General features: G+C 71.6%; 10 protein-coding genes. 3 read left to right on the top strand and 7 right to left on the bottom strand.

The features are described 5' to 3' along the window. Window positions 1-71: 71 nt before the first annotated feature. Complete coding sequence (locus BLW57_RS15085; protein WP_093475057.1) at window positions 72-332, bottom strand: type II toxin-antitoxin system antitoxin; 261 nt, start codon at window positions 330-332, stop codon at window positions 72-74. After that, a complete protein-coding gene (locus BLW57_RS15080; RefSeq protein WP_093475056.1) occupies window positions 329-1,282 on the bottom strand; it encodes an SPFH domain-containing protein in 954 nt (317 codons plus the stop codon). The genes BLW57_RS15085 and BLW57_RS15080 overlap by 4 nt, the downstream gene beginning before the upstream one ends. A gap of 264 nt (window positions 1,283-1,546) precedes the next feature. Between BLW57_RS15080 and BLW57_RS15075 the strand changes: the two genes are divergently transcribed. Further along, window positions 1,547-3,898, top strand: coding sequence for a transglycosylase domain-containing protein (locus tag BLW57_RS15075; protein ID WP_093475054.1), 2,352 nt, complete (start codon window positions 1,547-1,549; stop codon window positions 3,896-3,898). A 69-nt stretch (window positions 3,899-3,967) separates the two neighbouring features. Here the strand turns inward: BLW57_RS15075 and BLW57_RS15070 are convergent, their stop codons facing one another. The 5 genes from BLW57_RS15070 to BLW57_RS15050 all read right to left on the bottom strand — a co-directional run bounded on the left by BLW57_RS15070 (window position 3,968) and on the right by BLW57_RS15050 (window position 10,837). Beyond that, a complete protein-coding gene (locus BLW57_RS15070; RefSeq protein ID WP_093475053.1) occupies window positions 3,968-6,061 on the bottom strand; it encodes an ATP-binding SpoIIE family protein phosphatase in 2,094 nt (697 codons plus the stop codon). A gap of 292 nt (window positions 6,062-6,353) precedes the next feature. Then, window positions 6,354-7,043 (bottom strand): cytidylyl-2-hydroxypropylphosphonate hydrolase, encoded by a 690-nt coding sequence (locus BLW57_RS15065; protein WP_093475051.1) that lies wholly within the window; start codon window positions 7,041-7,043, stop codon window positions 6,354-6,356. A gap of 84 nt (window positions 7,044-7,127) precedes the next feature. Continuing rightward, window positions 7,128-8,525: a class II fumarate hydratase gene (locus BLW57_RS15060; RefSeq protein WP_093475050.1), complete on the bottom strand. Its 1,398-nt coding sequence runs from the start codon at window positions 8,523-8,525 to the stop codon at window positions 7,128-7,130. Between the two features lie 132 nt (window positions 8,526-8,657). Then, window positions 8,658-8,930 carry a hypothetical protein gene (locus tag BLW57_RS15055; RefSeq protein WP_093475048.1) on the bottom strand — a complete coding sequence of 91 codons (273 nt, stop codon included), beginning with the start codon at window positions 8,928-8,930 and terminating at the stop codon, window positions 8,658-8,660. Window positions 8,931-9,166: 236 nt separating this feature from the next. Continuing rightward, window positions 9,167-10,837: a fumarate hydratase gene (locus BLW57_RS15050; protein WP_093475047.1), complete on the bottom strand. Its 1,671-nt coding sequence runs from the start codon at window positions 10,835-10,837 to the stop codon at window positions 9,167-9,169. Between the two features lie 189 nt (window positions 10,838-11,026). Between BLW57_RS15050 and BLW57_RS15045 the strand changes: the two genes are divergently transcribed. Then, window positions 11,027-11,728, top strand: a complete 702-nt coding sequence (locus tag BLW57_RS15045; protein WP_093475045.1) for a DUF1707 SHOCT-like domain-containing protein — start codon at window positions 11,027-11,029, stop codon at window positions 11,726-11,728. 177 nt (window positions 11,729-11,905) lie between these two features. Continuing rightward, window positions 11,906-12,283 (top strand): WhiB family transcriptional regulator, encoded by a 378-nt coding sequence (locus BLW57_RS15040; protein WP_093475044.1) that lies wholly within the window; start codon window positions 11,906-11,908, stop codon window positions 12,281-12,283. Window positions 12,284-12,342: the final 59 nt, after the last annotated feature.

Raw genomic sequence — 12,342 nt, 5'->3', positions numbered from 1 at the left:
GCAGGTGGCGGCCAATTGTCATGGTTCGGTAACGACGACCGGCCCCGTCCCGCGAGCGGGGACGGGGCCGGTCAGGCCGAAGGGGGCCCGGAGGCGGAGTCGCCGGGCGGCCGGCCGCGGCGGGGCAGCGGGCCCGTGTCCCGCGGCAGCCGCCCCGCCTCCGCCAGCGCCTTGCGCAGCAGGAACTCGATCTGCGCGTTGGCCGACCGGAGCTCGTCACCGGCCCACCGGGCCAGCGCCTCGTACACCGAGGGGTCCAGCCTCAGCAGCACCTGCTTGCGCTGCTGGGGCCGGCGCTTCGGCGCATCCGGGGAGTCCGGCGTGTCCGTCACTGGTAGAGGGTCCCGGTGTTCAGGACCGGCTGCGGGGCCCGGTCACCGCACAGCACCACCATCAGGTTCGACACCATCGCCGCCTTGCGCTCCTCGTCCAGCTCCACGATGTCCCGCTCGGCGATCCGGGCGAGCGCCGCCTCGACCATGCCCACCGCGCCGTCGACGATCTGGCGCCGGGCCGCGACGACCGCCCCGGCCTGCTGCCGCTGGAGCATCGCCGAGGCGATCTCGGGAGCGTACGCGAGATGCGTGAAGCGCGACTCGATGATCCGCACTCCGGCCGCCTCCACCCGCGCCTGGAGCTCGACGGCCAGTTTCTCGGTGATCTCCTCGGCGTTGCCGCGCAGCGACAGGCCGTCCTCGTCGTGGGCGTCGTAGGGGTACTCGATGGCGATGTGCCGTACGGCCGTCTCGGTCTGGGTGGCGACGAACTCGGCGAAGTCGTCCACCTCGAACGTGGCCTGCGCGGTGTCCTGGACCTTCCACACCACGACCGCGGCCAGCTCGATCGGGTTGCCGTAGGCGTCGTTGACCTTCAGCACGGCGGTCTCGTGGTTGCGCACCCGGGTGGAGATCCGGGTCCGGGAGGTGAAGGGGTTCACCCAGCGCAGGCCGTCCTGCCGGATCGTGCCCCGGTACCGCCCGAAGAGCTGCACGACCCGGGCCTCGCCCGGGGCGACCGTGTTCAGGCCGCGCATCGCGATGACGGCGGCGAGGAAGACCAGGATGCCGGCGACGATCAGGGCGGCCCGGGCGCCGGGCGCACCGACCGCCGAGGAGGCCGCGAGCAGGGCGGCCGCCGCGCCGAGTCCGAGCAGGCCGAGCAGCAGCGCGAGCCCGCCGCCGATGCTGTGGGCGGCGAACTCCCGCACGCGGGGAGCGGGCATCTCGGGTACGTCGGCGTCGACTTGGTGGTCCGGTGTGTGCGCGGAGTCCTGCGTGGACATGGTGGTCCCCCCGTTCTGGACGGCCCCGGAGCGGGGTGCCCGGCCTGGTTCGCTTAGCTTGGTTCTATCTAAGTGATATCACTTTAGCGCGTCAAGGGATTCTCTTGGATCGGCAGGCAACCTTGCGGCCGTCCGGGCCGTCGGTTCCCTTGGGGCGGGTGCTGATTGTCACGTCCCTAAAAGAGCGAATCAGACCCTCTTTGTCATATAGGCGGGTGTTAGCTTTCGGAGCTGATGCCGAGACGGAAGCGAGCGTAGGAACCCATGGGACGAGCGGAAGAGAGACGAGCGCGGCAGCGTGGTGGCCACCGCGCGGCGCCCAGCCGCCGCCGCTCCGCACCCACGGCCGGTACCGGGCCCGCCGGGGGCGGCGGTAGATCCGGCAAGAGCCTCATACGCAGGATGTTCACCTGGAAGAAGATCCTCGGGACGTTCTTCGGCGTGTGCCTCCTGGGCATCGCGGGCTTCATCGGCCTGTACCTGTACGTGGACGTCCCCGAGGGCAACGCCGCCGCCCAGCGGCAGAGCAACGTCTACAAGTACAGCGACGGCAAGGTCCTGGCCCGCAAGGGCGACGTCAACCGGGAGATCGTCGACCTCGCCAAGGTGCCCCGCAAGGTCCAGCTCACCTTCGTCGCCGCGGAGAACAAGAGCTTCTACCACGACTCCGGAGTCGACTTCAAAGGCACCGCCCGCGGCCTGCTCAACACCCTGTCCGGCAAGGGCAAGCAGGGTGGTTCGACGATCACCCAGCAGTACGTCAAGAACTTCTACCTGAACCAGGACCAGACGGTCTCGCGCAAGCTGAGGGAACTGGTCATCTCGCTGAAGGTGGACCGCGAGAAGTCCAAGGACGACATCCTCGCGGGCTACATCAACACCAGCTACTACGGCCGCAACGCGTACGGCATCCAGGCCGCCGCCCAGGCCTACTACCACGTCGACGCCGAGCGGCTCTCGGTCCAGCAGGGCGCCTACCTCGCCTCGCTGCTCCAGGCGCCCAGCCAGTACGACTGGGCGGTCGCCACGCCCACCGGCAAGCGGCTGGTCCAGCAGCGCTGGAACTACGTGCTGGACAACATGGTCGAGGAGGGCTGGCTGCCCAAGTCCGAGCGGGACGGCCTGAAGTTCCCCTACCCCAAGGCACCCAAGGGCGCCCCGGGCCTCGACGGGCAGAAGGGCTACCTCGTCGAGCTCGCCAACCAGCAGCTGGAGCAGCAGCTGATGGAGCAGGAGGGTCTCAGCCGGGGCCAGGCGGAGAGCGCGGTCATCGACCAGGGCTGGACGATCACCCTCAACATCGACCGCAAGAAGCAGGCCGCGCTGGAGAAGGCCGTCAAGACGGAGCTGACCGGCAAGCTGGACAAGAAGAGGCGCAAGGTCGACAACGACGTCCAGGCCGGCGCCGTCTCCGTCAACCCCAAGAACGGCAAGATCGTCGCGCTGTACGGCGGTGTGGACTACTACAAGCACTACTTCAGCAACGCCACCCGCACGGACTACCAGCCGGCGTCGACGTTCAAGCCGGTCATCCTCGCCGCCGCGCTGGAGCAGAACGCCACCACGCAGGACGGCAAGCCGATCACCGCCGGCACGCTCTACGACGGCACCAGCCGCCGCCAGGTCCTGGACCACGGCGCCAAGGTCGGCTTCGCCCCGCCGAACGAGGACAACCGCGACTACGACGACATCACCGTCCAGAAGGCGATGAACGCGTCCGTCAACTCCGTCTTCGCGCAGATGGGCGTGGACGTGGGCATGGACAAGGTCATGAGCACCGCCGACAAGCTCGGCATGGACACCAAGGGCATGCAGGCCGTGCCCGCCCAGACGCTGGGCTCCATGGGCGCGAGCCCGCTGGAGATGGCCGGGATCTACGCCACCTTCGACAACCACGGCTACAAGGTCACGCCGAACATCGTGAAGTCGGCGGAGAACCGCGGCCGCTCGGCGCACATTCCGAACGCGGTCGGCGGCTCGGTGATCAGCCGCACCGCTGCCGACACGGTCACCTCCGTGCTCACCGGCGTGGTCGACGACGGCACGGCCCAGGAGTCCGTGGCGGGCAACCCGCTGCGCCAGGGCCAGGAGGTCGCCGGCAAGACGGGTACGTCCGACTGCAACCGCTCCGCGTGGTTCACCGGTTACACGCCCGACCTGGTCACCTCGGTCGGCCTGTTCGGCGAGGCGGACAAGGCGGGCGGCACCGGCTGCGACGGCCGGCCGATCAAGAAGAACGACCACGTCTCGCTGAAGGGCGCGATGGGCGGTGGCCGCGTCAACGGCGGCGGTCCGCCCGCGAAGATCTGGGCCGCGTACACCTTCGGCGTGACCGACAGGGCCGAGTTCGACCTGAACACCACGCAGGGCGCGGCCGTCGAGCCGACCGAGACCCCGACGGTGTCCCGGTCGCCGTCCGACACCCCGTCGCAGACGCCGTCCAGCAAGCCGCCGACGTCGTCCGCGCCGCCGTCGAACTCGCCGTCCGACAGCCCGTCGCAGACGCCGTCCAGCAAGCCGCCCAGCCAGTCGCCGTCCCAGTCGCCGAGCACCGGGCCGCCCACGGACCCCGTCACCGAGGACCCGCTCGACCCCGAAAGCGGACTCGGCCAGTAGACGCGCCACGACGACGAAGGGCGCCCGGAGCGATCCGGGCGCCCTTCGTCGTCGTCATGCCGGCCGGGATCAGCCCCGGTTCAGCTCGAACCACACCACCTTGCCGGTGCTCAGCCGGGTCGCGCCCCAGCGCCGGGCCAGCTTGTTGACCAGGTACAGGCCGCGCCCGCCCTCGTCCGTGGCCCGCGCCTGCCTGAGCCGCGGCAACTGCGGCACGTCGTCACCGACCTCGCAGCGCAGCACATGCGTCCGCAGCAGCCGCAGGGTCACCGGCCGCGAGGCGTACCGGACGGCGTTCGTCACGACCTCGCTGACCAGCAGCTCGACCGAGTCCGACAGGTCCTCCAGGTCCCAGCGGGCGAGCGCGCGCCGCGCCAGCCTGCGGGCCTGGCCGGGAGCCGAGTCCTCCGGCTCCAGCGTCCAGTAGGCGACATCGCTCGGCGCGATCCCGTCGAAGCGGGCCGCGAGCAGCGCGATGTCGTCGTCCCGGTCGCCCGGACCGAGCATGTCCAGCACCTCGTCGCACAGCGCCTCCAGCGGCGGCGGATGGTCCGGCCCGGTCAGCTGCGCGGTCGCGGCCAGCTTCTCCCGCAGCTGCTCTATGCCGGTCCACACGTCCCGCAGCCGCGACTCCACCAGCCCGTCGGTGTAGAGCAGCAGGGTGGCCCCGGCGGGCGCGTCCAGCTCGACCGCCTCGAAGTCGACCCCGCCGACCCCGATCGGGGCGCCCGGCGGCACCCGCAGCACCTCGGCCCGGCCGCCCAGGTGCAGCAGCACCGGCGGCGGATGACCGGCGTTGGCGATGGTGATGCGGTGCGTGACCGGGTCGTAGACGGCGTACAGGCAGGTCGCCATGCGGTCGGTGCCCAGGCGCTGCGCCTGCTCGTCCAGGTGGTGCAGCACCTCCTGCGGGGGCAGGTCCAGCCCGGCCAGGGTCTGCGCCGTGGTGCGCAGCTGGCCCATGATCGCCGCCGAGGTCATGGAGTGGCCCATGACATCGCCGACCACCAGCGCGACCCGGCTGCCGGGCAGCGGGATCGCGTCGTACCAGTCACCGCCGACCCGCGCGGTCTCCGCCGCCGGCAGGTACCGCGAGGCCAGCCGGACGCCGGTCGGGCGCGGCAGGGTCTCGGGCAGCATGGTGCGCTGCAGCTCGTCGGCGATGTAGGCCTCACGGCCGTACAGCACCGCCTTGTCGATGCCGAGCGCGCTGTGCGTGGCCAGCTGCGCGGCCACCAGCAGGTCGTCCGCCTCGAACGCCGGCCGCTCCGGGCGGCGCAGGAACAGGGCGGCGCCGATCACCCGGCGCCGCCCGCGCAGCGGGGCGAGGATCGCGTGCCGGCCGTCCGGTACGACCGCCTCGCCGTTCTCACCGAGCAGCTCGGGCAGCGCGGCCCGGGCCGCGGGCGCGTCGGCGAACACCGGCCGCACCCCGCGCAGCACCTCGTTCAGCGCACCGCCGGGCCGCACCTCGCACAGCTCCGTCGTCAGCGAGGACAGGTCCGTCAGCGCGGACGGTTCCGGCTCCGGCTCGAAGGCGGGCGGCAGCGGCACCCCGTCGGTGTCCCGCTCCTCCGGTATCCGGTCCGTGCGGCGCAGCCGCAGCACCACCGGCCCGGTGGGCCGCTCGTCGCCGACCGGCAACGGGTCGCGCAGGTAGACCAGGATCGCGTCGGAGAAGGTCGGCACGGTGGCCCGGCACAGCCCCATCACGATCTCGTCCAGGTCCAGCCCGCGGGCGATCCGGCGGGTGGCCGCGCCCACGAACCGCAGCCGGTCCCCGTCGCGCCGCATCGGCATGGGCCGCCCCGGTGGAAGCCCGCGCCCGGTACGGCGCTCCTGGCCGGCCGGTGCCCGCTCCTGATCGGCACCGGGCTGCGGCGGGATCGCCTCCGGTGCGGGGCGCGGGCGGTGTGCGCCGGGTTCCGTCGCGGCGGGCTGGGAGTGCTCGGGGCCGTTGACTGGGGGCTCCTTCCCCTTGCCGTCCTTTCCCTTGCCACAGGGCGTGGCCGTACCCGGACCCGACGGCGTGCCGTCGGCCCGGGCCTGCACCGGTAAGGCCGGGCTGCCGGGCGGCTTCGGGGTACGCAGGAGCGCCCCGCGGGCCTCCGCGGGGTCGGCGCCCTGCTGCGGGCGCTCGAAGGAGGTGGGCTGCTCCGTCACGCGTGTCGCATCCATCCGTCCGGGGCTGCGCGCCGGGCGCGCAGTGGGTCCCGCCGAAATCCCGATACCCGCAATACGTGCCCCGGGAACGGAATTCCCGCGTGCTCAGGAGATGTCGCCGTGCCACCGGCGGGGCCTCGGCGGCCGGCCGTGGTGTCCTGGTACTCCTCGCTCACGTCGTGCCGCCCCTCGGTGACGTTCGGTCAGGCCCGGCCCGTATGCCGGGAGTTGCATGTGCGCGCCCTTGCGGAGGACGATCCTACGTTTCTTGCCTGGGGGCGCATCAAGGGTCTCATGAGGACACATGCGCGGGCGTACGGTCCCAGTCATCGGGGAGTGACGGTACCGCCCAGGACGGATCCGGGCGCCAGTGCTGCCAGCCGTCCGGGAACGGCCGCCCCCACTGCTCGATCACCGCCACCGCGTCCCGACCGGCCGCGCGCACCCGCTCCGCGGTCGCCGCGTCCATCAGTCCGTCCCGCTGGGCCTGCGCGAACTCGTCCTCGTCCCGCCAGTACCAACTCCGATCGGGATGAACGGAGATGTCCAGGAAGTAGTCCTCGGAATCCACCCCGCCGGACCAGCGGACCAGGGGCTGTTCGAGGTTGACGTACCAGTTCTTGAACCGCCAGCCCGGCTCCCAGAACAGCCACACCGACCAGGGACGACCGGGCTGCGCCAGCTTGAGCACACCCGTGCCGAACCAGCGGTCCCGCTGGACCGTACGGGGCTTGGTGTAGCGGGACTCCAGCGGCTCCAGGTGCACGGGGGTGCCGTCGGCCAGGACCGGGCGTACGCACTCCGTGCCGGGCGCCAGCCACACCGCCAGCAGTTCCGCGTCGTCGCGCACGACGGTGACGGGCCGGGCGATGTGCACGTGATCGCCGGCGTTCTCGCGATAGCGCCACAGGACCTGTGTCCCGGGGCGCCAATGGCCGGCAGGTCCCGCTTCCACTCGTGTCACCGCTCCGTCGTCCTTCATGCACAGATATTAGGTGCCGTAGGCATACGACGCTGCGGTACGCGTCACGGTTGTACGGCGGTGGCCGGAAAGGTTCGCTCGTGGTTACGGACGCGTCATCCGCAGGACATCCAGTGCCTCGTCGAGCTGCTCCGGTGTGAGGTCGCCGCGCTCCACGTACCCGCCCTCCAGGACGACCTCGCGGATCGTCCTCCGCTCGGCGAGGGACTTCTTGGCGACCTTCGCGGCCTCCTCGTAGCCGATGTACTTGTTGAGCGGGGTCACCACGGAGGGGGAGGACTCGGCGTACTCGCGGGTGCGTTCGCGGTCGGCGGTGATGCCGTCGACGGTGCGGTCGGCCAGCAGCCGGGAGACGTTGGCGAGCAGCCGGATCGACTCCAGCACGTTCTTGGCGAGGACGGGCAGCATCACGTTCAGCTCGAAGTTCCCGGCGGCACCGGCGGTGGTGATGGTGGCGTCGTTGCCGATGACCTGCGCGGCGACCATCAGGACGGCCTCGGGGACGACCGGGTTGACCTTGCCCGGCATGATCGACGAGCCGGGCTGGAGGTCGGGCAGCCGGATCTCGGCGAGGCCCGTGCGGGGGCCGGAGGACATCCAGCGCAGATCGTTGGCGATCTTCGTCAGGCCGACCGCGATCGTGCGCAGCTGTCCGCTGGTCTCCACGATGCCGTCCCGGGCGCCCTGCGCCTCGAAGTGGTCGCGGGCCTCGGTCAGCGGCAGCCCGGTCACCCGGGCGACCTCCTCGATGACGGCGGCGGAGAACCCGGGCGGGGTGTTGATGCCGGTGCCGACCGCCGTGCCGCCCAGCGGCAGTTCCGCCAGCCGGGGCAGCGAGGCCCGCAGCCGCTCCACGCCGTACCGGACCTGGGCCGCGTAACCGCCGAACTCCTGCCCGAGCGTCACCGGCGTCGCGTCCATCAGGTGCGTCCGCCCGGACTTCACCACGTCGGCGAACTCCTCGGACTTGCGGCCGAGGGAGGCGGCGAGGTGCTCCAGGGCCGGGATGAGGTCCTGGGTGACGGCCGCGGTGGCCGCGATGTGGATGGAGGACGGGAAGACGTCGTTGGACGACTGCGAGGCGTTCACATGGTCGTTCGGGTGCACGTCCCGGCCCAGCCGCTCGGTGGCGAGGGTGGCGATCACCTCGTTGGTGTTCATGTTGGACGAGGTGCCGGAGCCCGTCTGGAACACGTCCACTGGGAAGTGTTCGTCCCACTTCCCCGCGGCGACCTCGCCGGCCGCCTCCTGGATCGCCTCCGCGACCTCCTTGTCCAGCACGCCCAGTTGGGCGTTCACCTTCGCCGCGGCGGCCTTGACGCGGGCCAGCGCCTCGATGTGCGCCCGCTCGATCCGCTGCCCGGAGACGGGGAAGTTCTCGACGGCACGCTGTGTCTGCGCCCGCCACTTGGCGTGGGCCGGGACCCGGACCTCACCCATCGAGTCGTGCTCGATCCGGTACTGCGGCTCTTCGGTCGTCATCGTCGTACCTCCGGAGACGTGAGCACCGGCCGGGGTACCCGTATTCCCGTCCGGACACCCGTGCGGGCGCCGCGCCGCACGTCGGCGGCGGGCAACTCCGTTCGCCGTGCCGCGCGTTGCGCCGGGGTGTCCCTAGGCCGGGCGCGGGCGGAACACCACTTCGACGTCGCCCGCCCGGGTGCGCCACTCCTGGCCCCGCGCCATGGCCGTGGACCCGTCCGTGGCCATCCGCGTCCGCACCGCACCGGCCGAAACGGCCGGCGCGGCCGCTTCCGGAGGCGTGCAGGCCTTCTGCTGGACCGCGTGGATGGACCTGTCGAAGACCGCCACCGCCTCTGCCACGTCGGTGACGGAGGAGGCGGCGTCGGCGACCCCGACCACGGCCCAGTGCATCCAGAAAGACATGGAGCCACCTCCACCGCTACAGCGTACGAGCGGCCCCGCCGGGCGGCATCCGGACCGGCCGGGTCCCGCCGGTCCGGCGGCGCACCCGGCCCGTCCGGCGTCCGGTGTCCGTGGACGAGGCCGTCGCGCCGGAACGCTCCCGTGGCAGAGCCCCCGCCGGGTCTGCGGGAGGCCGCCGACAGGGTCGAACAGGGGGCGGCGGGGGCGCGTTCCGGCCCCCGCCGTCCCGAGAGCCACTAGGCCAGACCGGGGCCCCGTACCGGGATCGACGTGAACGTCGGGGCCGGGGCCGGGTCCTGGAAGAAGTCGTTGCCCTTGTCGTCCACGACGATGAACGCCGGGAAGTCCTCGACCTCGATCTTCCAGACCGCCTCCATGCCCAGCTCCTCGTACTCCAGGACCTCGACCTTCTTGATGCAGTCCTGGGCGAGGCGGGCGGCGGGGCCGCCGATGGAGCCGAGGTAGAAGCCGCCGTGGGCGTCGCACGCGTCGGTGACCTGCTTGCTGCGGTTGCCCTTCGCGAGCATCACCCTGGAGCCGCCCGCCGCTTGGAACTGCTCCACGTAGGAGTCCATGCGGCCGGCAGTCGTCGGGCCGAAGGAGCCGGACGCGTAGCCCTCGGGGGTCTTGGCCGGACCGGCGTAGTAGACCGGGTGGTCCTTCAGGTACTGCGGCATCCCCTCGCCCGCGTCCAGCCGCTCCTTGATCTTCGCGTGCGCGATGTCACGGGCGACGACCAGCGGGCCGGTCAGCGACAGCCGGGTCTTGACCGGGTACTTCGTCAGCTCGGCGAGGATCGTGTCCATCGGCTGGTTCAGGTCGATCTTCACCACGTCGGAGGACTCGTCGAGGTGCTCGTCGGTCGTCTCCGGCAGGAACCGCGCCGGGTCTGTCTCCAGCTGCTCCAGGAAGACGCCCTCGGCGGTGATCTTCGCGACGGCCTGACGGTCGGCGGAGCAGGAGACGGCGATGGCGACCGGGCAGGAGGCGCCGTGCCGGGGCAGGCGGACCACGCGGACGTCGTGGCAGAAGTACTTGCCGCCGAACTGCGCGCCGATGCCGATCTTCTGGGTCAGCTCGAAGACCTTCTCCTCCAGCTCCTTGTCCCGGAAGCCGTGGCCCAGCGGGGAGCCCTCGGAGGGCAGCTCGTCCAGGTAGTGCGCGGAGGCGTACTTCGCGGTCTTCAGCGCGTACTCGGCGCTCGTGCCGCCGACGACGATCGCCAGGTGGTACGGCGGGCAGGCGGCCGTACCGAGCGAACGGATCTTCTCCTCCAGGAACTTCATCATGGAGGTCTCGTTCAGGACGGCCTTCGTCTCCTGGTACAGGAAGGACTTGTTGGCCGAGCCGCCGCCCTTGGCCATGAACAGGAACTTGTAGGCGCCGCCGTCGGTCGCGTACAGCTCGATCTGGGCCGGCAGGTTGGAGCCGGTGTTCTTCTCCTCCCACATGGTGAGCGGAGCCATCTGCGAGTAGCGCAGGTTGAGGTTCAGGTACGCGTCGTAGATGCCGCGGCTCAGCGCCGCCTCGTCGCCGCCCTCGGTCAGCACGTTCTGGCCGCGCTTGCCCATGACGATCGCCGTGCCGGTGTCCTGGCACATCGGGAGCACACCGGCCGCCGCGATGTTCGCGTTCTTCAGCAGGTCCAGTGCGACGAACTTGTCGTTGGCCGACGCCTCGGGGTCGTCGATGATGCGGCGGAGCTGGGCGAGGTGGGCGGGGCGCAGGTAGTGCTGGATGTCGTGGATCGCCTCCTCGGCGAGCTTGCGCAGCGCCTCGGGCTCGACCTTGAGGAACGTCCGCCCGTCGGGCCCCTCGACCGTGGAGACGCCCTCGGACGTCACCAGCCGGTACGGGGTGGTGTCCTCTCCCTGGGGGAGCAGATCGGTGTACGCGAACTCAGGCATCTCAGCCCATTCCTCACTCTGACGGACGGCGCCCGCCGACGCTGGCGGGCCTCACCAGCCTAGAACCTGCCGCCGACACGGAACCTGTGAGGTAGGGCTCAGTAGGTGTGAGGTGGCGCTCAGCGGCGGACGCGACCGGGCCGCCCCACCCCCTAGTCGCGATCTATCGCGTTTCGGTACGCTGCTGCCGTGGACCTTCAGAAGCCCGCCCCCATCCAGGACGCCGGACCGCGCGTCTCCGAACTGCGCGCCTCGGACGCCGACCGCGACCGGGTCGCCGACATCCTCCGCGAGGCCCTCGCCGAGGGCCGGCTGACCGCCGACGAGCACGCCGAGCGCGTCGAGGGAGTACTGCACGCCAAGACGGTGGGCGAGCTGGAGGTCTTCATCCGGGACCTGCCCGCCGGCCACCGGCAGCGGTCCGCTCCCGCCTACGCGCCGGTCCCGTCCCGGCCGACGCCGGGCGCGGTGCCGGCCGAGGCCGACGCCAACGTGGTGGCCGTGTTCAGCAGCGCCATGCGCCGCGGCCGCTGGCGGGCCGGCCGCCGGCTGCACGCGTACGCGATCTTCGGTTCGGTCGAGATCGACCTCAGCGAGGCGCTCTTCGAGTACCAGCAGGTCGTCATCAAGGCCGTGTCGGTCTTCGGCGACGTCCAGATCCGCGTCCCGGAGAACATCTCGCTGCGCGGCACCGGCGGCGGAGTGCTGGGCAACTTCGAGGTCAGCCCGCTGGACTCGGGCGAGCCCGACGCCCCGGTCGTCTACGTCGACGGCTGGGCCGTCCTCGGCAACGTCGAGGCGCACCCGAAGCGCGGCAGGCTCGTGGCGGACATCCTGGAGCGGGTCCACGACAAGGTCGACCGCAAGCTGCGCAAGCACCTGGACCGCTGACGGCGCGGCACGCCCGCCGGGTCACCGGAAGGTGTCGGTCCGCCCGCGGCGGCGGTGCGGGGGCGTGAACGGGCCACCGCGCGCCCGCGATCGGAAACGCTGTGCATAGGCACGCGCACAGCGGGTAGGCCTTGCTGCATCGTCTCTCGCTCGCGAAGCCGTCGTCAGGAGTAGACCGTGCTGCAACCGCCGCATTCGTCCTTGCAGGTAGCTGCTGTGCCGGCCCAGCGGGGGCCGGCACAGGACAGGGACCAGGACGCCCCGTGGCACACCGAGGCGGTCTGCCGGCGCGACGAGGCCGGCCTGTTCTTCGCCCCGTCGAAGGAACCCACCGCCGCCCGGCTGTCCCGCGAGGAGGCCGCCAAGCGTGTCTGCGCCCGCTGCCCGGTCATGGTCGAGTGCCGCGAACACGCCCTGCTCCAGCCCGAGCCGTACGGAGTCTGGGGCGGCCTCACGGCGGCCGAGCGCCGTGTGGTCCTGGCCCGGCGCCGCCGCCGGGAGATGGACCTGAAGAAGGCGGCGCGGGCGACGGCCGCGAACCGCATAGCGGGCTGAACCGGAGACGGCTGCGTCCGCTCCGCACCGGCGGCGCAGCCGGACTCCTGCACCGCCGG

The organism is Streptomyces sp. 1222.5 (assembly GCF_900105245.1).
GTDB lineage: Bacteria > Actinomycetota > Actinomycetes > Streptomycetales > Streptomycetaceae > Streptomyces > Streptomyces albidocamelliae.
This window is presented reverse-complemented; position numbering and strand designations above follow the sequence as displayed.

Excerpts from the sequence above, each read along its gene's own strand:
- BLW57_RS15080 (WP_093475056.1), bottom strand. The coding sequence starts at position 1,282 with ATGTCCACGCAGGACTCCGCGCACACACCGGACCACCAAGTCGACGCC.
- BLW57_RS15075 (WP_093475054.1), top strand. The coding sequence starts at position 1,547 with ATGGGACGAGCGGAAGAGAGACGAGCGCGGCAGCGTGGTGGCCACCGC.
- BLW57_RS15065 (WP_093475051.1), bottom strand. The coding sequence starts at position 7,043 with ATGAAGGACGACGGAGCGGTGACACGAGTGGAAGCGGGACCTGCCGGC.
- BLW57_RS15060 (WP_093475050.1), bottom strand. The coding sequence starts at position 8,525 with ATGACGACCGAAGAGCCGCAGTACCGGATCGAGCACGACTCGATGGGT.
- BLW57_RS15055 (WP_093475048.1), bottom strand. The coding sequence starts at position 8,930 with ATGTCTTTCTGGATGCACTGGGCCGTGGTCGGGGTCGCCGACGCCGCC.
- BLW57_RS15050 (WP_093475047.1), bottom strand. The coding sequence starts at position 10,837 with ATGCCTGAGTTCGCGTACACCGATCTGCTCCCCCAGGGAGAGGACACC.